Origin of the sequence: Acinetobacter faecalis (assembly GCF_034187745.1) — a bacterium.
Lineage (GTDB): Bacteria > Pseudomonadota > Gammaproteobacteria > Pseudomonadales > Moraxellaceae > Acinetobacter > Acinetobacter faecalis.
On sequence record NZ_JAXHPF010000011.1, the window covers coordinates 59,324 to 86,314 of the forward strand.

28 protein-coding genes are annotated in these 26,991 nt (G+C 36.5%); 14 read left to right on the forward strand and 14 right to left on the reverse strand.

Annotated elements, in window-relative coordinates; all coding sequences use genetic code 11:
• Nucleotides 1-2: 2 nt before the first annotated feature.
• From infC to SKM54_RS11420, 4 genes are all read left to right on the forward strand, one after another.
• A complete protein-coding gene (gene infC / locus SKM54_RS11405) occupies nt 3-551 on the forward strand; it encodes a translation initiation factor IF-3 (RefSeq protein WP_171501212.1) in 549 nt (182 codons plus the stop codon).
• Between the two features lie 270 nt (nt 552-821).
• Complete coding sequence (locus SKM54_RS11410) at nt 822-1,439, forward strand: glutathione S-transferase family protein (protein WP_321095385.1); 618 nt, start codon at nt 822-824, stop codon at nt 1,437-1,439.
• Nucleotides 1,440-1,502: 63 nt separating this feature from the next.
• On the forward strand, nt 1,503-1,790 hold the full coding sequence (locus SKM54_RS11415) for a hypothetical protein (protein WP_321090082.1): 288 nt from the start codon (nt 1,503-1,505) through the stop codon (nt 1,788-1,790).
• Nucleotides 1,791-1,796: 6 nt separating this feature from the next.
• On the forward strand, nt 1,797-2,225 hold the full coding sequence (locus tag SKM54_RS11420; protein WP_321095386.1) for a YqaA family protein: 429 nt from the start codon (nt 1,797-1,799) through the stop codon (nt 2,223-2,225).
• Here the strand turns inward: SKM54_RS11420 and SKM54_RS11425 are convergent.
• Together SKM54_RS11425 and SKM54_RS11430 are read right to left on the reverse strand one after the other, a co-directional pair.
• Nucleotides 2,213-3,007: an energy transducer TonB gene (locus tag SKM54_RS11425; RefSeq protein ID WP_321095387.1), complete on the reverse strand. Its 795-nt coding sequence runs from the start codon at nt 3,005-3,007 to the stop codon at nt 2,213-2,215. The genes SKM54_RS11420 and SKM54_RS11425 overlap by 13 nt on opposite strands.
• A 60-nt stretch (nt 3,008-3,067) precedes the next feature.
• Nucleotides 3,068-3,799, reverse strand: a complete 732-nt coding sequence (locus SKM54_RS11430) for an energy transducer TonB (protein WP_321095388.1) — start codon at nt 3,797-3,799, stop codon at nt 3,068-3,070.
• Nucleotides 3,800-4,087: 288 nt separating this feature from the next.
• Here SKM54_RS11430 and rpmI point away from each other — a divergent pair, with 288 nt between their 5' ends.
• Both rpmI and rplT read left to right on the forward strand, forming a co-directional pair.
• On the forward strand, nt 4,088-4,282 hold the full coding sequence (gene rpmI / locus SKM54_RS11435) for a 50S ribosomal protein L35 (RefSeq protein WP_004278281.1): 195 nt from the start codon (nt 4,088-4,090) through the stop codon (nt 4,280-4,282).
• Nucleotides 4,283-4,294: 12 nt separating this feature from the next.
• Entirely contained in the window at nt 4,295-4,654 is a 360-nt protein-coding gene (gene rplT / locus SKM54_RS11440; protein WP_152874823.1) for a 50S ribosomal protein L20, read from the forward strand.
• Nucleotides 4,655-4,746: 92 nt separating this feature from the next.
• On the opposite strand, the gene SKM54_RS11445 is transcribed toward rplT, so the two are convergent.
• Nucleotides 4,747-5,790, reverse strand: coding sequence for a hypothetical protein (locus tag SKM54_RS11445; RefSeq protein WP_321095389.1), 1,044 nt, complete (start codon nt 5,788-5,790; stop codon nt 4,747-4,749).
• Nucleotides 5,791-5,947: 157 nt separating this feature from the next.
• Here SKM54_RS11445 and pheS point away from each other — a divergent pair, with 157 nt between their 5' ends.
• From pheS to SKM54_RS11460, 3 genes are all read left to right on the forward strand, one after another.
• Entirely contained in the window at nt 5,948-6,928 is a 981-nt protein-coding gene (pheS, locus tag SKM54_RS11450; RefSeq protein ID WP_321095390.1) for a phenylalanine--tRNA ligase subunit alpha, read from the forward strand.
• A gap of 146 nt (nt 6,929-7,074) precedes the next feature.
• A complete protein-coding gene (gene pheT, locus SKM54_RS11455; RefSeq protein WP_321095391.1) occupies nt 7,075-9,456 on the forward strand; it encodes a phenylalanine--tRNA ligase subunit beta in 2,382 nt (793 codons plus the stop codon).
• Nucleotides 9,453-9,749, forward strand: a complete 297-nt coding sequence (locus SKM54_RS11460) for an integration host factor subunit alpha (protein WP_004649746.1) — start codon at nt 9,453-9,455, stop codon at nt 9,747-9,749. The genes pheT and SKM54_RS11460 overlap by 4 nt, the downstream gene beginning before the upstream one ends.
• Nucleotides 9,750-9,890: 141 nt before the next feature.
• Here SKM54_RS11460 and SKM54_RS11465 read toward each other — a convergent pair whose 3' ends face one another.
• The 3 genes from SKM54_RS11465 to trxA form a co-directional block, all read right to left on the reverse strand.
• Nucleotides 9,891-10,124: a hypothetical protein gene (locus tag SKM54_RS11465; RefSeq protein WP_152874828.1), complete on the reverse strand. Its 234-nt coding sequence runs from the start codon at nt 10,122-10,124 to the stop codon at nt 9,891-9,893.
• Nucleotides 10,125-10,539: 415 nt separating this feature from the next.
• A complete protein-coding gene (gene rho / locus SKM54_RS11470) occupies nt 10,540-11,808 on the reverse strand; it encodes a transcription termination factor Rho (protein WP_154772128.1) in 1,269 nt (422 codons plus the stop codon).
• Between the two features lie 328 nt (nt 11,809-12,136).
• The gene (gene trxA, locus SKM54_RS11475; RefSeq protein WP_154772129.1) at nt 12,137-12,463 is read right to left on the reverse strand and encodes a thioredoxin; all 327 of its coding nucleotides are present in this window, start codon (nt 12,461-12,463) and stop codon (nt 12,137-12,139) included.
• Nucleotides 12,464-12,730: 267 nt separating this feature from the next.
• Between trxA and ppx the strand changes: the two genes are divergently transcribed.
• Genes ppx through SKM54_RS11500 form a run of 5 tightly spaced genes read left to right on the forward strand, consistent with a single transcriptional unit; the run spans nt 12,731 to nt 17,846 of the window.
• Nucleotides 12,731-14,251, forward strand: coding sequence for an exopolyphosphatase (gene ppx / locus SKM54_RS11480; protein ID WP_154772130.1), 1,521 nt, complete (start codon nt 12,731-12,733; stop codon nt 14,249-14,251).
• 31 nt (nt 14,252-14,282) lie between these two features.
• Complete coding sequence (locus SKM54_RS11485) at nt 14,283-15,107, forward strand: acetyl-CoA carboxylase carboxyltransferase subunit alpha (RefSeq protein WP_154772131.1); 825 nt, start codon at nt 14,283-14,285, stop codon at nt 15,105-15,107.
• Nucleotides 15,044-16,408 (forward strand): tRNA lysidine(34) synthetase TilS, encoded by a 1,365-nt coding sequence (tilS, locus tag SKM54_RS11490; protein WP_321095392.1) that lies wholly within the window; start codon nt 15,044-15,046, stop codon nt 16,406-16,408. The genes SKM54_RS11485 and tilS overlap by 64 nt, the downstream gene beginning before the upstream one ends.
• 10 nt (nt 16,409-16,418) lie before the next feature.
• Nucleotides 16,419-17,249: a pyrroline-5-carboxylate reductase gene (gene proC, locus SKM54_RS11495; protein ID WP_154772133.1), complete on the forward strand. Its 831-nt coding sequence runs from the start codon at nt 16,419-16,421 to the stop codon at nt 17,247-17,249.
• Nucleotides 17,250-17,276: 27 nt separating this feature from the next.
• A complete protein-coding gene (locus SKM54_RS11500) occupies nt 17,277-17,846 on the forward strand; it encodes a YggT family protein (protein ID WP_154772134.1) in 570 nt (189 codons plus the stop codon).
• 142 nt (nt 17,847-17,988) lie between these two features.
• On the opposite strand, the gene polA is transcribed toward SKM54_RS11500, so the two are convergent.
• The 8 genes from polA to SKM54_RS11540 form a co-directional block, all read right to left on the reverse strand.
• Nucleotides 17,989-20,754, reverse strand: a complete 2,766-nt coding sequence (gene polA, locus SKM54_RS11505; protein ID WP_321095393.1) for a DNA polymerase I — start codon at nt 20,752-20,754, stop codon at nt 17,989-17,991.
• 157 nt (nt 20,755-20,911) lie between these two features.
• Nucleotides 20,912-21,832 carry a mechanosensitive ion channel family protein gene (locus tag SKM54_RS11510; protein WP_154772136.1) on the reverse strand — a complete coding sequence of 307 codons (921 nt, stop codon included), beginning with the start codon at nt 21,830-21,832 and terminating at the stop codon, nt 20,912-20,914.
• An 8-nt stretch (nt 21,833-21,840) separates the two neighbouring features.
• Nucleotides 21,841-22,662: a hypothetical protein gene (locus tag SKM54_RS11515; protein WP_321090072.1), complete on the reverse strand. Its 822-nt coding sequence runs from the start codon at nt 22,660-22,662 to the stop codon at nt 21,841-21,843.
• A 230-nt stretch (nt 22,663-22,892) separates the two neighbouring features.
• The gene (locus SKM54_RS11520; protein WP_321095394.1) at nt 22,893-23,285 is read right to left on the reverse strand and encodes a DUF4951 domain-containing protein; all 393 of its coding nucleotides are present in this window, start codon (nt 23,283-23,285) and stop codon (nt 22,893-22,895) included.
• Nucleotides 23,286-23,378: 93 nt separating this feature from the next.
• The gene (locus SKM54_RS11525) at nt 23,379-24,203 is read right to left on the reverse strand and encodes a carbon-nitrogen hydrolase family protein (RefSeq protein ID WP_321095395.1); all 825 of its coding nucleotides are present in this window, start codon (nt 24,201-24,203) and stop codon (nt 23,379-23,381) included.
• 24 nt (nt 24,204-24,227) lie between these two features.
• Nucleotides 24,228-24,746, reverse strand: a complete 519-nt coding sequence (gigB, locus tag SKM54_RS11530) for an anti-anti-sigma factor GigB (protein WP_321095396.1) — start codon at nt 24,744-24,746, stop codon at nt 24,228-24,230.
• Between the two features lie 112 nt (nt 24,747-24,858).
• On the reverse strand, nt 24,859-25,827 hold the full coding sequence (gigA, locus tag SKM54_RS11535) for an RsbU family protein phosphatase GigA (protein ID WP_321090068.1): 969 nt from the start codon (nt 25,825-25,827) through the stop codon (nt 24,859-24,861).
• Between the two features lie 102 nt (nt 25,828-25,929).
• Nucleotides 25,930-26,808 (reverse strand): MlaA family lipoprotein, encoded by an 879-nt coding sequence (locus SKM54_RS11540; RefSeq protein WP_321095397.1) that lies wholly within the window; start codon nt 26,806-26,808, stop codon nt 25,930-25,932.
• Nucleotides 26,809-26,991 lie beyond the last annotated feature (183 nt).

Below are 26,991 nucleotides of genomic sequence, written 5' to 3' on the forward strand. Positions count from 1 at the left end.
CGATTAAACAGCCTGACCGTAATCAACAGGGCGGAAAATCAAACCGTCCTGCTTTGAATGATGAAATTCGTGCAAAAGAAGTCCGTCTTGTAGACGAAAATGGTGAGCAAAAAGGTATTGTTAGTCTTGCAGAAGCAGTTCGTGCTGCAGAAGCAGTCGAACTAGACCTTGTTGAGATTGTTGCAAATGCAGAGCCACCTGTATGCAAAATCATGGACTTTAACAAGCATTTGTTTGATCTTAAGCAAAAGCAGAAAGAAGCGAAGAAAAAACAACATCAAGTACAGGTGAAAGAAATCAAGCTACGCCCTGGTACTGATGTAGGTGATTACAACGTAAAATTACGTTCAATTATCAAGTTCCTTGAAGAAGGTAACAAGGTAAAAATCACTTTACGTTTCCGTGGTCGTGAGATGGCTCACCAGCAGCTTGGTTTGGCTCAATTACAAAAAATTGAAGCAGACGTAGTTGATGTTGGTATTGTTGAGCAAACGCCAAAAATGGAAGGTCGTCAAATGGGTATGCTTCTTGGTCCTAAAAAGAAAAAGTAAGCATCTCTTGATAAAAAAGCACTGCACTTGCAGTGCTTTTTTTATGCATAAAAATGCATTGTGTTGGTATGGGTTTAATTATATAAATAGAAAATATTAGAAATTCATATCTTATATTTTGCTGTGTTAGATGTTTTTTTATAAAGGTAAAAGATGAAGAATCATCTTTATTAACGAGTTAAATTTAAAGTTTTAGCTACAAATAAAGCTTATAAACTGTGCTATAACTTTTTTATGTTGAAAATATAGAAAGAATGAAAAGGATAGAAAATGATAGATCTATATTATTGGGGAACACCCAATGGCCTGAAAATTTCGATTGCTTTAGAGGAAATGGGTTTAGATTATCAAGTCACTCCAATCAATATTTTAGAAGATGATCAGTTTCAACCTGACTTTTTGAGAATCTCTCCAAATAATAAAATTCCAGCAATTGTTGACCAAGATGGTCCAAATCATCAGGCAATTTCTGTTTTTGAGTCTGGTGCAATTTTGCAGTATTTAGGTCGTAAAACAGGATTATTTTATCCTCAAGAGGAACAAGCACGTGTTGAAGTGGAGCAATGGCTAATGTGGCAAATAGGTGGATTTGGTCCAATGCTGGGACAGAATCATCACTTTAATAAGTTTGCATCTGAAGACGTTCCTTATGCCGTTGAGCGTTTCATGAAAGAAACAAAGCGCTTATATTCTGTTTTAGAAAAGCAACTTATTGGACAGCAATTTGTAGCAGGGACGTATTCAATTGCTGATATTGCAATTTACCCTTGGGTTAGACGTTGTGAATGGCAAAAAATTAATTTAGAAGATTACCCAAATGTAAAAGCTTATATGCAGCGTATAGAAGCTCGTCCTGCGGTACAGAGAGCATTGGCAATACAAGTTTAGCTTTTCATTTGTGCTAAGATAAAAGACCACCCCAAAGCGGTGGTTTTTTATTGGATAAATTGTATGAAAGATTTCATTTTAAACTTCACACGAATTTTAGAAAAAAACCCTAAAATATATTGGAGTATTATTATTGGTATTGTTGGGTGTTTAGCTTTATTTGTAGTGGAAGCATTCCATGTACAAAATATTTTGGCAGCGTTAAATACCAAAGACCAAGCGTTGATGAAAGTTACAATTGATCCTATAGCGACGATCTACTTTTGGGTGCGAATAGCTTTGCTTTTCATTATGATTATTTGGTCAAATTTAGAATATCTTAAAACGAAAAAACAACTAGGCTTAAAATAAAACCCAATGTGGGCTTACTTTCTGTTGTTTGTATCGGCTTTTGGGGCTGCAACTTTATTGCCTTTACAGTCCGAAGCCGTACTTCTAGCATTGCTTGCAGAAGGAAGCCAATCTGCTTTTTGGTTAATTGTTATCGCGAGTTTAGGGAATGTTTTAGGCTCGTGTGTGAATTGGTATTTAGGGTTAAAGATAGAACAATATAAAAATAAAAAATGGTTTCCTATTTCTGAAAGTAAAATGCGTCAAGCGCAAAATATTTATCAAAAATATGGGTTTTGGTCTTTATTACTGAGTTGGGTGCCTATTATTGGCGATCCAATTACATTAATAGCGGGGCTTTTAAAAGAAAATTTTGTCCGATTTTTAGTAATTGTAACAATAGCTAAAGTTGGTCGTTATTTATGTATTTATTTGATGTGGTATCAATTTACATAGGTAGTAATACACTCGTGTTCTTCAGGGTTAAGCTTAATTTCATCTTTAAATTGAAAAGTATGTAATTGAAAAAGCTTCCTAGGAGCCTGAATCTTTACATTTCTCATTGCAAAAAGAAATCTTGAATCAATATCATCAGAACCAGAACTTTTTGTGATTCTTAAATTAGAAAGGATATCGTTACGTGAGAGATGAAAAGAAAACTCAATACTTGAATTTTCACTTTTAATTTCATGCTCATAAATATAAAGAACAGGTGGGTTTTTATAATAAAAAGGTGTTTTTTCTTGATTTTTATGTAATTTGTAAATTTCGGTATTTAAATTAAATTTACATGTTTTTTGAGGAGGTTTTACTGTAACTAATTTAGATTTTTTTGTTGATGAGTAATCATTAGATGTTATTTCAAAAGGGAGTATTGCACGAAAAGGATATGCGACATTATTTTCTGTATAGACTGTCATTCGAGCATTATAAATTGCACGGAGAAGAATATTATCTAAATTTTGCAGACCTGTACTTCTTATAACTTTCGCATCAATGATTTTCCCTGTTGTATCAACGTCAATACTAATGTCTGCTTTTCGAGCTTTACCCTCTAAATCACCGTCAAGGTAAATAGGTTTGGGAACTCGGATCCAATGAGGTTTTTTATTAAGCTTGAGTAAATTAGGGGGTGTTGATGGAGTGCTTTTGTTTGATTTAGATTTTAGGTGGGTATCGTTAGCATATGTCAAAGAGCATAGACTAAGGAGAATAAAAGGAATAAATAGTTTTTTCATTATGGGTATCTTTTAATAGTGTTAAATTAGCCTAGAAATATATACTTCTAGGCTATAAATTTAAACACAGCCATCTTGTTTAAATTGCATTTCATCTTTTAAATTTGATTTTTTATAAATCCAATATTTACGCGGTACATCAACTTGAGCTGTGGAAATTGCTTGAATCACTTTTTGGTCTAAGTCGTAAACGCCAGAACCTTTTTTAATTTTAACTTTTTTCACATCGCCATGTTTGTCTACTTTAAAGCTAAAAGTGACACTACGGTTATGACCTTTTAGGTCTGAAGCATTAAGTGAAATCTGTGGTTGAGTGCGATATTGAAAAGATGTTTTATTTTCAGATTTTTGTGCAAGCCAATTTTTAGAATTGAAAGCATAGGCACATTGAACTTCATCTTCTTCAATAAAACGTAAATTGAATGTTTGAAAACCAATAGTTGCAACTGCATTATCTTGTTCGATATGTGGTTTTACTTTAGATGCACGAACAGCTTGAATTAGAATGTCATCTAAATGTTTTAAACCTGTACTTTCTTGTACATTTGCTTTCGTGACATTACCAGTTTCATCTGCATAAACGCGTAAAATAGCTGCACGATTTTTTTCTTTTAAATCTTCATTTTTATATTTGGGTTGTGGAAATTGTTCCCATTGAATACGAGTCGTTAAATGTGCGGGAAGTGCAGCACTTTTTTGAGTACTCAATTTTTTAGATGTATTATTTTCTTGGCTATATGCTGTAGAAAAAGGTAATACAAGCAGTAAAGTAGCACATAGGACATTTTTCATAATTTGAGTATCTTAATCGAGTTGTATGTCGAAAATAGTGAATTAAACTTTATAAGTATTTCCTGAATTAAAAATACTCGCAAGTATTAAATGATTTTTAGTGTGATTTCTTAATTTATATCATCTTTAATTGTATCGCTGAAAGCATTTGGCATTTGTAAAACTTACTTGAATAGAAAGAAGTGCTTTTGTTTTGAGCGGGGATATATTAGAATATGCGCTCCCTTACCTGCAGGTCGTTTTTGCAATGGTGCAAACGTTCCGAACAGGTGTTCAAAAGAGGTTGTTATGCCTAAGATGAAAACTCGCCGTGGTGCAGCTAAACGCTTTAAAGCAACTGCAAACGGTTTCAAGCGTAAACAAGCGTTCAAACGCCACATTTTGACCAAAAAATCTGCTAAACGTATCCGTCAATTGCGCGGCTGTGTAATGGTTCACGTAAGTGATGTTGCTTCAGTTCGTCGTATGTGTCCATACATCTAAGGAGATTTATAAATGGCTCGTGTAAAACGTGGTGTTCAGGCGCATCGTCGTCATAAAAAAATTCTTGCTCGTGCTAAAGGTTACTACGGCGCTCGCTCACGTGTATATCGCGTAGCGTTCCAAGCAGTAATCAAAGCTGGTCAATACGCTTACCGTGACCGTCGTCAAAAGAAACGTCAATTCCGTGCTTTATGGATTGCGCGTATCAATGCTGGCGCACGTCAAAACGGTTTGTCGTACAGCCGTATGATTTCTGGCTTGAAAAAAGCTCAGATCATCATCGACCGTCGCGTACTTGCTGACATCGCTATGCATGATTCAGTTGCATTTGCTGCTATCGCTGAAAAAGCGAAAAGCGCATTAGCTGCTTAATCGTCTTAGATGATTTAAAAAAAGACCGCTTTTAGCGGTCTTTTTTATTGCTTAAAATTTAGTGGGTAAAGTATGAATTTTTTCGGCTTTATTTAAAGACCAAAATAATAGCCAATTAAGCAAATAATAATAGTAATGCAAATAAGTGTAACAACTCCTGATTTTCCAGAAGCTTCTTCTTTATTAGGTTTACTTTCTTTTTTGAAATTTAAAATATTGCTTGTTGGTGGTTCTTCTAAAGGATTTTCTTTTATAACTACAGGTGTAAGTTGCGCTGTTTGATAATGATTGGCAACTTTAGTAATGAATTTGGCATGTAAATCATCAATATGTTGTGCAAAATTGCGGATATTTAATTGCTCATCTGGAGTAATTAAACTGCCATCATGGTGATATGGATGTTGGATTTTTTGCTGAATAAATTCAGAAAGAGCCTCAATGTTGTGTAGGTTGCTGTGTGCATAATCTGCTTGGTAATCTGTAGGCAATAAAGAAAGTTGATTTTCTATTAATGGTTGAATTTCATCAAAAGAAGTTTTATTGGATTGATTTAGTCCTGTGTAGGGCATATTTACGTTTAATGAGTTTTGAAAACCTTCAGCATAAGGGTGATTAAATAGCTCACTTGTCATAAATGCTTGGATGTCATCCCAATTCGGTTGTTTAAAATCTACATCAAGTTGTTTTATAAGTTTTGAGTTGAGTTCATAGCGCCATAAAGTTTCCTGACGTAAAGTGCTTGTTTGTGCTTTAGGTGCTTGATATTCATCTTCAGACAAATACCATTCTGGTAGTTCTTTACCAAAAATCCATGCAGTTTTTTTATTATTCGCATGACTCACAATAAAATGAGGAAAGGCGAGAAGTTCTACATTCACATTTGGATTTTTTTCATCACTTAATATACTTGAGTTGTGCAAGCTTAAGCGTTGAATGCCTTGTTTTTTTAGACCTTCTAGCCAAATATGAAAATGTTGAGCCAATAAATGCTGAGAAATTAAATCACGAAATAGAAAAATATGTTGATCGAAAATAGCGTGGTTAATCCAGCGATTAAAGTTTAAATCTTGATTTAAAAACTCATTTCCGTAGGTAACTAAGGCAAGTTGTCGCTTCCAAATTTGATCTAGTGCCATCGTGAGTGATCTCGTAGTTATTGTCTTTATCTTATACTTTTTATAAATCTATATGCTAATCAAATTTTACTTACAGCATAGCTTCATAAAAGTGACTAAAAACTGTTAGAATGTATGGTTTTATAATATTTTTTAAATTGTTGCTTTGAGAGTTACTATGTCACTGGAAGCCCTGACCACTGAAGCGCTTGCTGCGATTGCAGCAGCAGAGGACCTTGCTACACTCGATCAAGTACGAGTGCAATTTACAGGGAAAAAAAGCCAGCTTGCTGAACAATCGAAGTCGCTTGGTAAGATGGATCCTGAAGAACGTAAAGTTTTTGGTGCCCAAATTCATGCTGTGCGTGAAGCAATTACAGGCGCATTAACTGAACGTCAAACTGAATTGCAAAAAGCAGTCCTAGAACAAAAACTTGCAAGCGAAACTGTAGATATTACATTGCCAGGTCGCGGTCAAGCTATTGGTAGTATTCACCCTGTTACTCAAGTACAAGAGCGCATTTGCCAATTCTTTACTAAAGCAGGTTTTACTGTTGCGACAGGCCCAGAAGTTGAAGATGATTATCACAACTTTGAAGCATTGAATATCCCAGGTCATCACCCTGCACGCGCAATGCACGATACATTCTATTTTGATGTAAACCATCTTTTACGTACGCATACTTCTGGTGTGCAAATCCGTACGATGGAAACTCAACAGCCACCAATTCGTATTGTGTGCCCGGGTCGTGTATATCGTTGTGACTCAGATCAAACGCATTCACCAATGTTCCATCAAATTGAAGGTTTATACGTAGCAGAAAATACAAGCTTTGCAGAGTTAAAAGGCTTGTTGGTTAATTTGCTTAATGAATTCTTCGAAAAAGATTTGAAAGTACGCTTCCGTCCATCGTACTTCCCATTCACAGAGCCAAGTGCTGAAGTGGATATTATGGATGAGCGCGGTAAATGGTTAGAAGTTTTAGGTTGCGGTATGGTGCATCCTAACGTATTACGTTCTGCGGGTATCGATCCTGACAAATATAAAGGTTTTGCATTTGGTTTAGGTGTAGAGCGTTTTGCAATGCTTCGTTATGGCATTAACGATTTGCGTATGTTCTACCAAAATGATGTGCGTTTCTTACGCCAATTTGCTTAAACAGATTTTTTGTAAATCCTCTCCTAACCTCTCCTTTATAAAAGGAGAGGAACTTCTCGAAATAAATTAAAAGTAGAGAGGTTCTCCATCTTCATTGAGAGGGAGTTAGAGAGGGATTAAGAATTTAGATATATAGGTTTTTATAAATGAAAATTAGCGAAAATTGGTTGCGCACATGGGTAAACCCTGCAATTGATAGCAACACACTATCAGACCAGCTTACTATGCTTGGTTTAGAAGTTGATGATTTATCTCCTGCGGCAAAACTATTTACAGGTGTTGTGGTTGGAGAGGTTTTAACTGTTGAACAACATCCTGATGCAGATCGTTTACGTGTAACAACTGTAAATATTGGTACAGGTGAGCCTTTACAAATCGTATGTGGTGCGCCAAACGTACATGTAGGTATGAAAGCCCCTGTAGCAACGATTGGTGCTGTATTACCAGGCGATTTTAAAATTAAAAAAGGTAAACTTCGTGGTATTGAATCACAAGGTATGCTTTGCGGTGCGTCTGAAATTGACTTAGAAGACAAAATTGATGGTCTTTTAGAGCTTCCTGCTAATGCGCCTGTAGGTGTAAATGTTCGCGAATATTTAGATCTTGATGATAACGTTATTGATATCAGCATTACGCCAAACCGTGGTGACTGTTTCAGTATTCGTGGTATTGCGCGTGAAATTGGTGTAATTAACCAACTTCCTGTAACAGTACCTGAAGTTAAAGAAGTTCCTGCAACAATTACTGATGAGAAAAAAGTAATTATTGAAACAGATGGTTGCCCGCGTTATTTAGGTCGTGTGATCAAAAACGTAAATACTAAAGCACCAACACCTGTGTGGATGGAGCGTGCACTTGCTCGTTCGGGTATTCGTCAGCACAGTATTCTTGTTGATATTACCAACTATGTGTTGATGGAACTTGGTCAGCCTTTACATGCATTTGATGGTGGTAAAGTTGAAGGTGCGGTGCATGTTCGTCAAGCAACTGCTGCTGAAAAATTAACTTTGTTAAATGAACAAGAAGTTGAGCTTTCAGAAAAGGTAATGGTTATTGCAGATGATAATAAAGCATTGGCAATTGCAGGTATTATGGGTGGTTTATCTTCAGCTGTTTCAGATACAACAACAGAAATTTTCTTAGAATCTGCATTCTTCGATCAACTTCATATTGCAGGTCGTGCGCGTAGCTTTGGTTTACACACAGATGCATCTCAGCGTTATGAACGTGGTGTAGATTTTGAGCTACCAATGATTGCAATGCACCGTGCGTCTCAATTAATTGCGGAACTTGCTGGTGGTGAATTTGGTCCAATCACTGTTGCAGAAAAAACTGAATTTTTACCAAAACGTGATGCAATTGAATTAAACCAAGCGCAAGTAGATCAATTGCTTGGCTATAAAGTTGAATCTGACTTTATTACAGATGCATTAACTCGTTTAGGTTGTGTTGTAACTGTTAACGCGGAAGGTGAGTGGACAGTTGTTCCGCCATCACACCGTTTTGATATGGTCATTTACCAAGACTTAATTGAAGAAGTTGCACGTATTCATGGATACGACAATATTCAAATTAGCCTGCCTGTGATTGATGTGAAGCTTGCGAAATATCAAGATCAATTTGAACTTGCTCAATTACGTCAAACTGTTGTTGCACTTGGCTACCAAGAAGCAATTAGTTTTAGCTTTGCTGACTTGAAACTTGAAAAACAATTGAACCCTGCTGTAAACCCATTAGCGTTGGCGAACCCAATTTCAAGTGATTTAGCAGTCATGCGTTCTACATTGCTTTCTAGTTTAATTCCTTGTGTTCAACATAATATTAACCGTCAGCAAAGTCGTGTACGTTTCTTTGAATTAGGTTTGCGTTTTGATTATCAAGATGCAGCATCAATTCATGACTTAAAGCAAATTCCAACTTTGGCTTTAATTGCTGTAGGTTCAAAAACTGTTGAATCTTGGCATGGTAAACCACAAACTATGGACTTCTTTGATTTTAAAGGTGAAATTGAAGAAGTTTTAGCTGCGGGACGTTTGAACGTTGAATATGTACGTTCAGAAAAATCTTGGTTACATCCAGGTCAATCTGCTGAAATTTTAGTAGATGGTCAATCAATTGGCTATTTAGGTCGTTTACATCCATCTTTAGAAAGTGCACTAGATTTGGGCACAACTTGGGTTGCTGAACTCGATCAAAAGGCTGTTTTGCAAACTTATGTATCTAATTTTACAGAATTATCACGATTTCCATCGGTTAGACGTGATATTGCGCTTTTAATTAATGATAAGATAAATGTTAGCGAAATTCAGAAGCTTATCGAAAAAACAGGCGGAGAGTTATTAGACTCTACTTGGTTATTCGATGTGTACACTGGTCAAGGTGTTGAAGAAGGCAAACGCTCATTGGCATTTGCATTGTTATGGCAACATCCATCACGTACATTAGAAGATGCTGAAATTAAATCTGGTATGGATAACATACTTCAAATTTTAGAACAAACTTACCAAGCAACATTGAGGGCCTCATGACAGCACTAACAAAAGCAGAAATGGCTGATCATTTAAGTGAGCTCACGAGTTTAAATCGACGTGAAGCAAAACAAATGGTCGAGTTATTCTTCGATGAGATTAGCCAAGCGCTAATCTCTGGGGAACAAGTTAAACTTTCAGGTTTTGGGAACTTTGAGCTACGTGACAAGCGTCAGCGTCCAGGTCGTAACCCTAAAACTGGTGAGGAAATTCCGATTTCCGCTCGCCGTGTAGTTACCTTCCGTGCGGGACAAAAATTCCGCCAACGCGTTGGGAATGAGCAGATCGATTGATCTGCTTTTTTAATGCCTAGAATTTAATAGGGTATATAAAGAGCACGTAGTATAAGTTTGACTTGTTATATGTTTTATAAATTACAGGCATAAAAAAAGAGAACCGTAAGGTTCTCTTTTTTTGAGTAAATAATCGTTAGATTATTTAGCTTCAGAAGCAGCAACTTCAGAAGCAGCATCGATAGCTTCAGATGCAGCAACAGTAGCTTCAGAAGCAGCAGCTTCAGCTTGAACAGCAGCGTCAGATGCAGCAGCAACTTCAGAAGTAGCAACTTCAGATGCAGCAGCAGGAGCTTCTTCAGTTTTTTTAGCACAACCAACGAAAGCTAAAGTAGTAGCAACTGCAGCAGCAATAGCGATTTTTTTGAATAACATGGCATCACTCTCTAAAAAGAATTAGATTAAAAATAACCTGCGTTAGCCTGTAGTTTGCTTTTATTATCCTAAATTTGTTAGGCAGTAACAATGCATGAGCAGTCTAACTGGTCTGCGGGTATCCTATCATTGAGTATTGTGAATTACTACTAGAGAATAAAAAAAAATGCTTAAATAATGAGTATTTTTTTGATTTTTTAACAGAAAATAACTATTAATAATTAAATATAGATAGGATAAGTACTCGATAAGCTTTTAAAATCACTGGGGTTTTATTTAAATTAATTATAATAATCATTAACTTGATAATGAAATTACCTAAATTAACAAGTAATGTTTCTTTATGTAAATAGTGTCAACCAAATAAAAAAGCCATCATTTTGATAGCTTTTTTATGGAAAAAATTAAGTGAATCTTAGTTTGAAGCTTTACGTTTCATTTGATCGAAGAAATCATCATTTGTTTTTGTTTCTTTCATACGATCAAGTAAGAATTCCATTGCTGCTAATTCATCCTGAGTATGAAGAAGCTTACGTAAAATCCATACTTTACGAAGGTTATCTTCGCTCATTAATCGCTCTTCACGACGAGTACCTGATTTCTTGATATTCATAGCAGGGAATACGCGTTTTTCAGCAATACGGCGATCAAGTGTAATTTCTTGGTTACCTGTACCTTTGAACTCTTCGTAAATTACCTCATCCATTTTACTGCCTGTTTCAATTAATGCAGTAGAAATGATTGTAAGTGAGCCACCTTCTTCAATATTACGTGCAGCACCAAAGAAACGCTTAGGACGTTCTAATGCGTGAGCATCTACACCACCTGTTAATACTTTGCCTGATGAAGGAATTACTGTGTTGTAAGCACGAGCTAAACGAGTAATAGAGTCAAGTAGGATAACAACATCTTTTTTATGCTCAACAAGACGTTTGGCTTTTTCAATGACCATTTCCGCAACTTGAACGTGACGAGCAGGTGATTCATCGAAGGTGGAAGCAATAACTTCACCACGAACCGTACGCTCCATTTCAGTTACTTCTTCCGGACGTTCGTCAATAAGTAAAACAATAAGGAAGCATTCTGGATTGTTACGAACAATTGATTGCGCAATGTTTTGAAGCAACATTGTTTTACCCGCTTTTGGCGGAGCAACAATAATTGAACGTTGACCTTTACCAATAGGAGCAACTAAGTCGACAACACGTGCGGTTAAATCTTCCGTTGTACCGTTACCTAATTCCATAACCAATTGTTCAGTTGGGAATAAAGGTGTTAAGTTTTCAAATAAGATTTTATTGCGCGCATTTTCAGGTGTGTCGTAGTTAATTTGGTTTACTTTTAATAAAGCAAAATAACGTTCGCCTTCTTTAGGAGGGCGAATAGTACCGTTAATAGTATCACCTGTGCGAAGGTTGAAGCGACGAATTTGAGATGGGCTGATATAAATGTCATCAGGGCCAGCTAAATATGAACCTGCAGCCGTGCGCAAGAAACCAAAGCCATCTGCTAGAATTTCGAGAACGCCATCACCAAAGATCTCTTCGCCATTCATTGCATGACGCTTTAAGATGGCAAAAATGATGTCTTGCTTACGGTTACGAGCCATTCCTTCGAGACCCATAAACTCTGCAATTTTAATGAGTTCGCCAATCGGTTTTTTCTTGAGTTCTGTTAAATTCATATGTGGTCAGATAGAATGTGAAATTCTGAGGTACAGGTTAGATAGGAAGCACAAATAGGCCGCAGACATGCAAAAAACGAAAGTAATTGATTCGCACAATAACAATTCAGAGAACTGAAATTTTATTAAAAAAGAAGTGTGAAAAACAATTTCTGTTGCCGAGCGGCATCTTATGTGTTGTGTCTTGTAAGAACTAAGGGACGAGAAACCCTACATTTCTTGAATATGTAATATAAGAGAGAATAGAACATTTGTCAATTTATAGTCGAAAAAAATACGCTATATTTCATAGCGTATTTTTTTCATTTAAATAACTAAATTTAATGATTTAGATATTTTCATCGATAAAAGCAGTCAATTTAGATTTTGGTGCAGCACCAACTTGTTGAGCTACAACTTCACCATTTTTGAACATTAACAAAGCAGGGATGTTGCGAATGTTGTAGTTCACAGCAGTTTGTTCGCATGAAGTTACATCAACTTTAACAATTTTAACTTTGCCTTCGTATTCAGTTGCAAGAACTTCTAATACTGGTGCAATTGCTTTACATGGCGCGCACCAGCCCGCCCAAAAGTCAACAAGTACAGGTGTATCAGATTCTAATACGTCTGCTGTGAAGTTTGCATCTGTTGTGTTTACAATGTTGCCAGACATGGGTTTTGCTCCGATATAATCTTTTTAAAGATGGTGTTAATGTTATTAGTATTACATAGCCATCTTTAACAATGTAGGGGTATAGGTAAATTTTCAACTTTTCTGCATATTTTGTCTAATTGATGCTCACGATGATGATTATCGTGTAACACAATTGTCATAAACAGTAAAAACTTCAAGATGTTCAAAAAACTCACTATAAATGGCTTTTAAATTGTATGTATGTGAATTACTCTAGGCACAGTTCTGGATAGGTTAATTTGTAGAATGTCTGATTTTTTAATTGATGAAGAGTTACTTGCAGCTATTGATATGGGGTCAAATAGCTTTCATTTAGCTATTGCTCGTGTTGATCACGGAGAAGTAAAAAAAGTTGCGTCAATGTCAGAAAAGGTACAATTGGCAGCAGGTTTAGACGAAAATAAAAACTTAACAGAAGCAGCTCAGCAGCGTGGTTTAGCATGTTTAGCACGTTTTGTTGGTCGCTTAGGGTCGGTTCAACCAAATCGTTTGCGTATTGTTGCAACAAATGCTTTGCGTCAAGCGAAAAACGGTCATGAATTTATTCAAAAAGCGGCTGAAATTTTACCAAAACCTATTGAAATTATTGCAGGTCGTGAAGAAGCCCGTCTTATTTATTTGGGCGTATCTCACACTATGGAAAATAGTGGGCGTCGTTTAGTTGTCGATATTGGTGGTGGTTCTACAGAGCTCATTATTGGCGAAGAATTTGAACCTATCCATACAGAATCTTTACAAATGGGTTGTGTAGCATTCACCAAAAAATTTTTCCAAGATGGTGAAATTAGCCCGAAAGCTTTTGAAAAAGCATTGGTGGCTGCGCGTAAAGAATTATCAGGTATTGCTAATACATATAAAAATGAAGGTTGGGATACTGTTGTTGGTTCAAGCGGAACAATTAAAGCGTGCCGTCAAATTATTGTAAATATGGGCTGGAGCGATGAGAAAGAAAGTCTTACTCGTGAAGGTCTAGATAAATTAAAAGATAAATTATTTAAATATAAGCATGTTTCAGATATGGAATTTGATGGTCTTAAAGAAGATCGTCGAGCGGTTTTACCTGCGGGCATTGCCATTTTATATGCTGTATTTGACGTATTAGAAATTGACTCACTTTTATACTCTGATGGTGCATTGCGTGAAGGCGTAATGTATGACCTATTAGGTCGTTTCCAACATGAAGATGTACGTGATCGAAGTGTTCAGGCTTTAATGGGGCGCTACAATTCAGATCCGAAACAAGCAGAGCGAGTGGTTCAAACAGCACAGCAATTATTTGATAATGTCGCTCAAAAATTAAATTTAACAAGTGATGATAGTGATTTACTTCGTCGTGCTGCGTATTTGCATGAAATTGGTTTGGCAATTAGTCATGCTGGTTATCATCGCCATGGTGCATATTTATTGCAACATTCTGACATAGCGGGCTTTTCGCAAATTGACCAAAACCATCTTTCACATTTAGTTGCACATCATCGTCGAAAGCTACGAAGTGATGCTAAATTTGACATTATGAAGGTGGGTGGTAGCAAATTACTGCACTTATGTCTATTGCTTCGATTATCTGTTTTATTAAATCACAGTCGTAGCGATGAGATGCTTCCTGCCATTGAATTGGTGGTACATAATGCGCAACAATGGCAACTAAGTGTTTCTGGCGATGCAAAACAGTGGCCTTTACTTGTTGCAGACTTGCATGATGAGCAAGTGCAATTTAAGCATTGTGACATTGAATTGAATATTCAGGCGGAACAATTCATTCATTAACGTACGGTTAATTTAAGGATAAGGTCGACCTATGAAAAATAAAACAGCCCCATCTAAGGCATGGGCAACAGTTCAAATTGCACGTCATCCTGAACGTCCGCAATTCTTAGATTACGTTGGTGAAATTTTTACAGAATTTGATGCCTTGCATGGTGATCGCTTATTTGGTGATGATGGTGCAATGGTTGGTGGTTTAGCTCGCTTTGATGGTCAACCAGTGATGATTGTTGGTCAGCATCGTGGTCGTAGCACACGTGAAAAATTACAGCATAATTTTGGTATGAGTAACCCTGAAGGTTACCGTAAATCTCAGCGTCTTTTAGACATGGCAGAGCGTTTTAATATTCCTGTTCTTACTTTTATTGACACAATGGGCGCATACCCAGGTGTTGGTGCAGAAGAGCGTGGTCAAGCTGAAGCAATTGCAACAAGTCTTGCTCAATTGTCTAACTTGAAAGTACCTGTTATTGCAACTGTACTTGGTGAAGGTGGTTCGGGCGGTGCTTTAGGTATTGGTGTTGCAGACCGTGTGGTTATGCTTTCACACAGTATCTATTCAGTGATTTCACCTGAAGGCTGTGCATCTATTTTGTGGAAAACTGCTGAAAAAGCTGAACAAGCAAGTGAAGCACTAGCACTTACAGCTGAAAAATTGAAAAAAATTGGCATTGTTGAATATGTTGTGGATGAAGGTGAGGGTGCTCACTTAAATCCAGAACAAGTTATGCAAAGCCTTAAGTCTGTGTTAAAACAAGCACTTGAAGAATTGCAAGCAATGGATGCGAATGAACGATGCGAAGCGCGTTACCAGCGTTTAATGAAGTTTGGCAGCAACAATTTAGGTCTAACTTCTTAAAAAAGCTTCAGAATTTTCCAGAAAATTCTTCGTTTTTAATTGGATGTAGCGGTGGCATGGATTCCATGTTGCTTCTGCATCTAATGTCATTTTTATGCCCTGAAAAAGTTCGTGCAATTTATGTCGATCATCAATTGCAGTCTTCAAGTGAACAATGGGGAGAGTTTGTTTTGGCGCAATGCCAACAACTTAATATTCCATGCATCGTTCAAGCCGTAAATGTGGCTGAAGGCAACTTAGAAAGCCAAGCCAGATCAGCTCGATATCAAGCCTATTCACAACATATACAACCCAACGAAATTCTATTGCTTGCACATCATCAGCAAGATCAAGCAGAAACGCTCATGCTTCGCTTATTGTCTGGTGCAGGAATTCATGGTTTATCTGCCATGCGTGAAATAGATTGTCGTGAAAATTTAACCATATGGCGACCGCTTTTAAATATTTCACATGAGCAAATTTGCCAATGGGCAACTCAATTGAATGTGCAAAATATTCAAGACCCAACAAATAACGATACACATTATGATCGAGCATGGTGCCGTGAAGAGTTGTGGCATATTTTGCAATCCCGCTTTCCAAAAATGCAGCAAGCTTTAAGTCGCACAAGCTATTTAATGCAAGATGCTGAAGATATTCTTCATGAAGTTTTACAGCAAGATTTATCTGCGTGTGGAAATGACATTGAATTAGATCTTAAAATTTTTGATCAGCTTAATGCTCCAAGACAACGTCAATTGTTATCTTCATGGATGAAAGGTGAAGGTCAATATCGTCCATCATTTGATATGGTTGAGCGTATTCAAAATGAAGTTATTCATTCTAAAAAAGATGCTCAAGCATCATTGCATTGGAATGGCTTTTACTATGTACGCTATCAAGAAAAATTGTATCGAATTGCCAAAGAAGATTATTTAGCTGAAAAAACAGTAAGTGGTGATTTGGAAGATATCCAATTTCAACTAAATTGTGAAATTTCTTTATTATCTGGTGCTTATGAAATTCAATCAGAAAATATTGGACTATCATCTGCATTATTAAAAAAAAATTTGATCATTGAGCAACGTAAAGGTGGCGAGAAAATTCATTTGTATGGGCGTATTGGTTCTTGGTCGTTAAAGAAAGCAATACAAGAAGCACATATTTTTCCGTGGCAACGTCATACAATTCAAATATTAAGCATAGATAATGTTATGCTAGGTGTGTTTACACCGAAAGGTTTTTGGTTGGCACAATCTGTGTATTGTGAAGTGGGTGGTTGGCAACCAAAGTTAATGAACAAAGATCAAACTCATAGATGAGCGTGAAAAAATGACGGCAGTTTTAGATTGTAATATTAGTTTTATTGGTGGCGGTAACATGGCTCAAGCCTTAATTGGTGGCTTGATCGCAAGAGGATTACCTGCAACACGTATTACAGTTTCAGATCCAGTAGAACAAGTACGTCAGTTATTGCAAGAAAAGGATGTGCAAGTTACTGAAGATAATGTGGCAGCAATTCAAACAGCAGACGTTGTTGTATTTGCAGTAAAACCACAAGTTTTGGCGCAAGTTTTAAAGCCTTTAAATGGCTTATTTGCTGGTAAGTTGGTTATTTCAATTGTTGCTGGCGCAGAAATTTCAACAATTTCAGAATTACTTGGCACAGACCAAGTTGTACGTGTAATGCCAAACACACCTGCATTGGTTCAAACAGGTGCACATGGTTTATATGCAACAGATGCAGTCGCTGAAAAAGATCGTAACTTAGCAAGTCAAGTTTTGGCAGCGACAGGTTTAACCATTTGGGTAAATACCGAAGCTCAAATTGATGCTGTAACAGCAGTTTCAGGCTCAGGTCCTGCATACTTTTTCTATTTAATGGAAAGTATGATTCGTGCAGGTAAAAATTTAGGTTTAGATGAAAAAGTAGCAACAGAACTTACTTTGCAAACTGCATTAGGTGCAGCGCAAATGGCAATTACAAGTTCAAATACGCCCGCTCAATTGCGTAAAAATGTGACTTCGCCAAATGGTACAACACAAGCTGCAATTGAAGTGTTTGATCATGGTCAAGTTTCACAAACGATTCAAGCTGCGTTGGCTGCTGCACAAAAACGTAGCCAAGTACTTGCACAAGATTTAAGTGATAGCGTTAAATAAGATTGATTTAATTAGGAAAGTTTAGATATGGGTGCAAATTCTGCGCTAATTTTTGGCATCATCATTAACGTAGCGATTTTGCTCGTATTTTTCCGCTTTTTAATGCAATTAGCAGCGGTGAGTCCTTACAACCCAGTGGTGCTTTCAACTGTTAAAGCGACTAAAATTGTAGATGTTTTTAGTCGTATTTTTCCAACGGTTGCAAATGGTCGTGTAAATTTAGCAGCACTAGCATTAGTTGTTCTGCTATATTTACTGAAAATTTTTGGTGTAATGTATTTGTCGGGTGCAATGCCAAATAGTCCAATTCATTTGGTTATTTTGACATTTGTAACGATGATTCAAGACTTAATTCGCTTCTGTCGTTACCTTATTTTTGCAACAATTATTTTAAGTTGGGTGGTGATGTTTACACAGTCACGCTCACCTTATATTGAAGTTATTCAAGAATTGGCTGAACCTTTACTTGCACCATTTCGTCGTATTTTACCGAATATGGGAATGATTGATTTATCTCCAATTGTTGCTTTCTTGGCTTTGTTCGTAATTGAAATTATTATGAATCAAGTTGCAATTGTATTGCTTACTGGTCTTTAATCTGACCGAATAAAAAAGGACGCTGAGGCGTCCTTTTTTTGTTAAAGCGAAATTCCCTCTCTTTTAGGAGAGGGTTAGGGAGAGGTCTTAGGTGAATACCTCCATCCCAACCTTCCTCCTTGTAGGAGGAAGGAGCTTTACATTAATGCGCTTCATCCCAGTTTTTGCCTTTACCTACTTCTACAATAAGCGGTACTGAGATTTGTAAAACAGATTGCATGACTTCAGCAAGTTTTGGTGCAAGCTCATCGGCAATGTTTTCATCAACTTCAAATACCAATTCATCGTGTACTTGTAAAAGCATTTTGGCTTGGTCTTTTGGCAACATTTTTTCAACTTCAATCATTGCCATTTTAATGATATCTGCTGCTGAACCTTGAAGTGGAGCATTAATAGCTGCACGTTCTGCTGCTTTACGTACCATCATATTTCGAGCATCAATATCTGGTGTATATAAACGACGACCTAAAATGGTTTCGACAAAACCTTGTTCCAATGCAACTTGACGCGTACGTTGCATATATTCGTAAATGCCTGGGTAGCGATGGAAATACTGCTTAATATAGTCTTGCGATTCTTGACGTGTAAAACCAAGCTGACGAATTAAACCAAATTCAGACATGCCATAAAGTAAACCGAAGTTTACTGCTTTGGCTTGACGACGTTGATCATTGGTCACATCTTCAAGTGCAATGCCTAAAACTTCTGAGGCTGTACGACGGTGAACGTCTTGTCCGTTATTGAAGGCATCTACTAGGGCTGCATCTTGTGAAAAATGTGCCATTAAGCGTAATTCAATTTGCGAGTAATCGGCTGCAAGTAAAATACGACCTTTTGGTGCAACAAATGCTTTACGAATTTGACGTCCAATAGTTTCACGTACAGGAATGTTTTGTAGGTTTGGATCTGTAGAAGATAAACGCCCCGTAGCAGTTAAAGCTTGATGGTAGCTTGTGTGCACACGATGAGATTCATCATTCGCCTGTTTTAGCAAACCATCTGTATATGTGCTTTTAAGTTTTGATAAACCACGATATTCCAAAATTAAACTGGTAATAGGGTGATCAATTTTTTCTAAAACACTTTCACTTGTACTATATTGCCCTGTAGAGGTTTTTTTACCGCCTTTTAAGCCTAGCTTATCAAATAAAACTTCACCTACTTGTTTTGGTGAGCTGACATTGAAGCTTTCGCCTGCAATTTCGATAATTTGATTTTCTAAATCTTGAATTGTATTGGCAAAATCTACACCTAACTGATCTAAGAAACTTAAATCTAGTTCAATGCCGTTTTCTTCCATAATAGTAAGAACACGAGCAACAGGCATTTCAATGTTATGAAGAAGATTTAACAGCTCAGGATGCTTGCGTAATTTCTCATCTAAAACTTCATAAAGACGATAAGTCACATGAGCATCTTCAGCGGCATAATGCGCTGCAATTTCAATTTCAATTTGATTAAATGTTTTTTGCTTAACACCTTTACCTGCAACTTGTTCGTAAGTTGTAGTTAAGTGACTTAAATATAAACGTGAAACATCATCCATACCATGACGTGTTGCAACCGAATTTAAGACATAAGATGCAAGCATGGTATCGAAATACCAACCTTGTAGATGAATGCCATGATTTTCTAAAACGTGTGCATCATATTTTAAATGATGACCAATTTTTTGAATTTCAGGATTTTCTAGAATGGGCTTAATTTGAGCTAAAATTGTTTCACGGTTTAATTGCTCAGGCGCACCTTCATAATCGTGTGCAAGCGGAACGTAATATGCATCTTTAGCATCAAAGGCAACAGAGAAACCGACAATTTGTGCAATTCGATAATCTAAACTTGTGGTTTCAGTATCAAAAGCAAAACGTTTTTCTGTGCTTAAGCGTTGGAATAATTTATCCCAATCTGCTTGAGTTAAAACAGTGTGATATGTCGCTTCGCCCAATTGATCATCCACACTTGTAGTAGAAGCATGATCTTCATTTTGAGTGGGTACTTCTTCAGTTGTATTTTTTTCAATGGCTTTAGTTGTTTGCTTATATGCTGCATTATTTGGATTGTTTGGATGATCCAGCGACTGTAACTGTGTACGGAACTCTAGCTCTGTGTATAAATTACGAAGTGCATCGACATTTGGATCTTGAAGTTTTAAATCTTCATAGCCAAAGTTTAGGTCTAAATCAATCACAATACTTGCAAGTTGATGGTCTAAGGCAATACCTTCAACGCTGTCTTTAATATTTTGACCAACTTTGCCTTTAATTTTATCGACATTTTCTAAAATGCCACCAATAGAGCCATATTCAGTTAATAGTTTAGCTGCAGTTTTTGCACCAACACCCGGAACACCCATAATACCGTCAGATGCATCGCCCATTAGGGTTAAATAGTCGATAATTTGATTTGGCCAAACGCCAAATTTTTCAAATACGCCATTTACATCTAAAGGACGTTCTTTAAAGCTATCTTCTAAAGTTACTTTATCTGTTACAAGCTGAGCCATGTCTTTATCTCCTGTAGAGATAAGAACTTGATGACCTAAAGCTTCTGCATGTTTTGCTAAAGTACCAATCACATCATCGGCTTCTGCACCTGGGAGGGTGTGCAATGGAATACCTAAAGCACGAATAAGTGCGTGCAAGTATGGAATTTGTTGAGATAATTCATCAGGCATACTTGGACGATCACCCTTATAAATAGGTGAGAGTTCATGTCTGAACGTTGGTTCTGGTGTATCGAAAATAACAGCCATATGTGTAGGCTGAATTCGACGCATTAATTTTTGAATAGCGGAAATTGCACCACGGACTGCATTGGTTTGCAAACCTGTTGACGTGGTTAATGGGGGCACAGCGTGAAATGCACGAAATAAAAAGTATGAGCCATCGACCAAGACAAATGGTGGCATTGATAAAGTCCTTATTCAAATAACAGCGTTATTGTACGTGATTTTTGAAGTTATCGCAGAAACATGATTTTAACGTTAGATTATCGAATATTTACGGTAGATAAAATATTTGAATTGAGCTAAATGACATGAAAAATCCCTCCGAAGAGGGGTACTTTTATTTTAGATCAGGTTCACGCTTAATTTCTTTAGCATTTGCGTATTGATCGATATCTTCTTGTGATAATGGTCTAAGTGGATGATCAACAAAACCCATTTTAGGTACAGGAATTTCAATTTGATTTTCAAGGAAACCATTTCGAATTCGCTCCTGCATTTCATCACGAACTTTTAAGAAGTTTTGTTGTTGGCACCAAACGGCAAACAATAACTCAATAGAAGACTCACGGAATGCCGTTACCGTAACAGCTGGTTTTGGATCGGTCAGCACAAGCGGGTATTTATTGGCAACATCCAATAAAACTTCACGAACTTTAATAATGTCTTCATGGAAGTTAATTGCAAGCGTAATTGGAATTCGCCGTATGGGGAACTTCGATAAGTTTTGTACGGGGGCTCGAATAAGTTGTTCATTCGGTAAACGCACATAAATATTATCTTGAGTAAGGAGTTTGACTGAAAGTAAATCAATCGAAATCACTTCACCTTCAATGGTGTGTCCACGAATAAGGGTAATTTGAATGGTATCGCCAATTTCAAATGAACCTTCACCAATAAGGAAAATACCGCTAATTAAGTTAGATGCAGATGTTTGCGAGGCAAAACCCAATGCAACCGTTAAAATACCTGCAGCACCTAAAAATACGCTAAGTTTAAATCCTGCCTCTTTTAAACTTGTCATAAAGAATAACAAGAAAATAAAGTAGAAAATTCCTCGTCGCCAAATTAGGCGTTGGTGTGCGTTAAAGCGGGAACCAATGGTACGAATAAAGGTGTTTGAAATAAATCGTGCGATTAAAAAACCAATTAAACACAATATGACAGCAACTAAAATTTCAGTTAAGCGGTCTGTATTAATATTGGTAAATAAACCTGTAATTGTTTGGGTAACGTCTTTTGTAATTTGAGATTCAGCCATGTTACCCCCTAGAAAAATGATTCAAACATATTAAATAACATACCTGCTGGCTCACGTGGCGGATGTAAATAAGTTACTTCACCAGCAAGAGGAGGGGTTCTATTTTCTAAGCGAATTCGTGGTGGTTTATCTAAGCCTTCATGTAAGACCTTAATTTGTGATGTCCATAAGCGGCCTGTCGTTTCGCTATAAAATAAAGGTAAAGCGGGTACAGGAACATTCATACGGTCAAAGCGAAGTTGTTGATTGCTCGTATTGTGAAATTCAATAGGTGTTACAGCGCGAAAAGCACGACGTGTCAGATTTTTTAATTCTGTTCTACCATCAATTGCAGTGGCATAACAAATTTCACCTGTACGTGGATTGGGACCAAACCAAGTGTCTTTCGGTAAAATAATAGGTAAATCAAAAATAGGTTCTTTATAGCCTTCAATAAAGCCAGATAACCATAAAGGCGTGCTGATATATAAAGTTCCACGCTGTCCTGCAGGAATATAAATAGGATCTACAGGTTTAATTACCACAGAGCGATTTGCGAGGCGAGGCAAGAGGCGTAATTTACTTTCTGTTTTTTTGAACATGTAGCGTTCAATTTCAACAGGTAGTGGAAATCCAAAGTTAGGATCTTCAATTTTATGCCACGTTTGCTCATAATCGTATTGAACTTGCGGACGATGATATTCCAAACGCCATTCTTGCATACCACGTGTGATGCGAAATAATAAAGAACCAAATTGCCATGCTTGAGGAATATTGAGCTCGAATTCTTTTTCTCCCCACCAATGAATATCGTGAAGATTAGACTTTAAAAAAGTATTATTTTCTGACAATTCAATATCCCTTTCATTTTTAGAGCTCAAACAAACTTATTGCTGCTACAACTCTTAAAGTATACGTAAATTCAATTATTTCACTATTATTATGGAAGCAAGAAAACGCAAGTTAAACAATAACAAATCAGTAAATATCAATATATAACACAATTTTTTAAAAGTACTGATTTCTAGGCATAAAAAATCAGCAGCCGATGCTACTGATTCTTTATTTTATTGATGGGGTTTTACCATAATTCAATAATTTTTTTCATCAGTTTTGCGCGAAGTGGAGCAGTAGGGTTTCCTGCATTTCGATTAGTTTCATTTTCATAAAATTTTTGCCAAGTTTGAATCATTTCCAAGGTTACGTTTTGAGTTTTTAATTTTTCGATATCATCTTTTGTAATATTGTTTAATCTCTTTTCTGCACCATCAGGACCTGTTCCCCATCCAATTACGGCCTGTCCAAAAGAAGGAAGGCTCATGTTATTTGGTGTAGGTGGAATGTCTAATCGTTGAATATTTGGATTTACTAAAGATGAAATTTGCGGTCGAACTTTTTCGGAAACTGAAAGTTCTGCAAATGTTGCTGAAGAAATACAAATAAGTAATGAGCTAATGATTGTAGTTTTAAACATAATATAAGATACACATATAAATGATAATCATTATTATATATACAGTAAGGATGAATTAAAACGTAAATATAGTTTTAACTAGGATTCTAAAAGTTAATATTCAACTAATACGCGATGGTTCATTAAAGGCATAGAATTACGAATGAGTTGTTGTTCTGCTATGTCAAAAGGAACCGTAATAAGCTGAGCACCTTCATTTTCAATACTTGCTAGAACTTTTCCACGTGAGTTTGTTGCCGCCGTATGTCCCCAAGTTTGACGTTTTTCGCCGTGCCAACCTTGTTGAGCTGCGCCTAAAACTTGACATTGGCTATCCATCGCACGTGCTTGCAATAATAGTTGCCAATGCATTTCGCCTGTTGTGTAAGTAAAAGCGGAAGGTGCGGTTAATATATTTGCACCTTTATTGCGAAGTGTTAAAGCAAGTTCAGGAAATCTAAGGTCATAACAAACCATTAAACCAATATTGCCAAAAGGTGTTTTTGCCACAACAACTTCTGTTCCTGGTTCAAAATGTTTAGATTCCTGATATCCACCAACAGTATCGCCAACTTGAACATCAAATAAATGAATTTTATCGTAACGAGCTTCAGTTTTTTCAGGGCTAATACATAAGCTAGATGTTCTAACTCGACCATCTGAAATTATGCTACCGTTTGGACGAAATGGGCATGGGAGAGTGCCTGCAATAATCCAAATTTGATATTGATGTGCTAAATCTTCAAGATGTTTTTGAATACTTAAAAACTGCTCGGCAGTATCTCGCTGTTTACCTGCGGCAAAGCAAATAAAGTTTTCTGGAAATACGATGAGTTCTGCGCCATCTGCTTTACTTTGTTGAATTAATGATTCAACAACACTGAAGTTTGCTTCAATGTCGTTTTGGGAGTTCATTTGTACAACGGAAAGTAAAGTCATGGCAGGAGATACCTAAGAATGAGATTAAACGTTTTGATTTGACGCTTGTTCTAGGTTGTCTTGTTCTTTCTGAAGCTGCTTAACCAAAGGCTCGAACATGTTTTCGTTGCTTTTGTTAAGCTCCATTAAAGTTTTGTGAGCATCTAATACTGTAGTGAGCATTGCACTATGAGTAATGTGTTCTTCCATTAATGCAAGCGTGCATACAGATGGATCACCGCAATAATTCAAAATAACAAAAACCTGACCTAGGCCCATGCTGTTTGCTAGCGTTGTAATATCAGGATTTGTAGAGAGCATGATGGCTTGAATTTGGTGAACTTGTTTAAGTTTTAAACCTAATTTTGCCAAAATACCTAAAACTGTACTATCTATAAACGTTGTTTGCGTCATATCTACGATAGCGCCAACAACGTTTTTTTGCTGTTCAATTTTACTAAGAAGTTTGTCTAAACTGATGCAAGATTGGGCACGCACTTCGCCAATAAGCTTAAATATATGCGTACCATTCAAGCTTGCGTATTCAACATGACCTGTTGACATATAAATGCCATTTGCAGAAAAGGATAGAAAATTATCCCATAGCCAATCTCTAGACTCAAGTATTAAACAGTCGTATATAACAAAGTTGAATTATAAGTTGTTGAAAATAATATTAATTTATTCGCTTTAAACTCAGAATAGCAATATCGTCGGCAACATGCTCAGGTGCTTGAAATGATTGATTTTTTAAATGATGGACTAACTGTTCGAATTGTTCGCTTAGTCCACCATCAAAAGGCTCAAGTGCGCCATCTGAACAAATAATGAATCGAGCTTGTTTGTTTAATGTACATTCAAACTCTTCCACTTCAAGGTCTGCTGTTAAACCTAATGGAAAGCTACTGGTATTTAAAACTTTAGGCGCTTGGTTTGGTTCAAAAATAATAGCAGGTGGATAATGTCCTGCACTAGACCAGCGAAGGGAATGTGTTTCTAAATTCAAAACACCACTAATCATGGTGATATGCTTTTCAATGTTTTCTTGAACAAGCATGCCATTTAATTTTTTAATTAATTCTCTTGGAGATTTTGAACGACCATGAAATGCCGCCATCCAAGAGGTTAATAAGCTACTTGTTACGCCATGTCCAGAAACGTCCGCTAAGTAAAACATCAGTTCTTTATCACTGATTTTCCAATAATCAAACCAATCGCCAGATAAATAAGCTGAAGGTTTAAATAAGGTTTCAACTTTATAGTTAGTTAATTCAATAGGATTTGGCAGTAAACGTTTTTGTAATTCTGCTGCTGAAGGTAGGTCGCGGCTATCTTGATTACGTTTATATTGCGCATCAATTTTAGAAAGCGCTTTATGTGGATTGCTTGGTAAGTTATTCCATAACCATCCTGCTAAAGCACCCATTTCCCAAGCTTGTGCTAATGCAATACCTTCGGAATCAAAAGCTAAAACAATGGTGGGTAAAGACCATTTATGTGTTAAATAATCTTGCACATCTGCAATTGCTATAATCGTTGGATCATACAAATCAATATCTTCTATACGAATCATTTGCACACTCGGAAGCGTCTCAAGTACGTAATCTAATTGAGGAATGTCACGGGTGGGTTGAATGAAATACATATAAAGTGCGTATTAGCCAATGATTGAAAAGATAAAAGTACTATAACAATAAGATGGAGAATTACTAGAGATTGTTAATAATCTCCATCATGATTGATTTAGTTATTGGTTATTTGATGAATCATCATGATCATCTTCTGGAACATCATCAATAAAGCTAACACCACCAGCATCTAAGCCTTTTTTCTCTGCAATAACAAAGTTCTTTCGCTGTAAATAAATATCTCTCATTGCGGAATATTTATCACCTTGTAAAACACTTTCTAAATCGAGGAGTTGTGAACGAGCATCTACAGCACGTAATGTTTGATCTGCCCAATAAGCGCTGTTTTTATCTAAATAGTTTTGTGGGCGACCAAAAGCATCGACAGCTAAGCCAAAACCATCACGAATAGTGCTTGGACCAAAAATAGGTAAAACAACATAAGGACCAGATGAAACACCGTAATAACCTAAGGTTGTACCAAAGCTTTCATTCTCGTTATCTAATCCTATTCTACGAGCTGGATCGGCAAGACCTAAAGTGGTAATCGTATTAAAAGTAAAACGACCTAAAGTTTTTAGTGCACGTAAAGGACGACCTTGAATAGTTTGATTTACTGCATTCCAAGGTTCACCTAAATTCGAACGGAACTGTTGGTGAGATCCGCGAACTTCGCTTGGAATTTTAGTTTGATATTGAACAGCAATAGGACGAACAATAGTTCTATCAATTACATCATTAAATGCAAATACTTTACGGTTTAGTGGTTGAAGAGGATCTTTTACTTCATCAGGTTGTGCCGCATTTGCATCAACTTTAAAATTTTTCGCTTTTATATTTTTTAAATCTTTAATTGAGCTTGATGTAGGAGAGAGTTCGTCTTTATTTATAGCTTGGGTTTCACTAGCTGTATTTATATTGCTATCCGATGCATGGCTAAGGCCTGAAAATAAACCAATTGAGCACAGGGCTAACCAAATAATTTTTTTATCTTGCATAAGTAATTCCAGTGCTTTCTATATAAAAAGCAAATGAAGAAAATAGTAAAAACAATAATAACAGCATTTTTGATGTTCGTAATGCTTTCAAAATAAGCAAATACAATAAAAAAAGCATCATTTTGATTAAAAAAAAGACAGACAGTATTTTTTTGTTTAAAAAGGGGGTTGTATTGGATTATG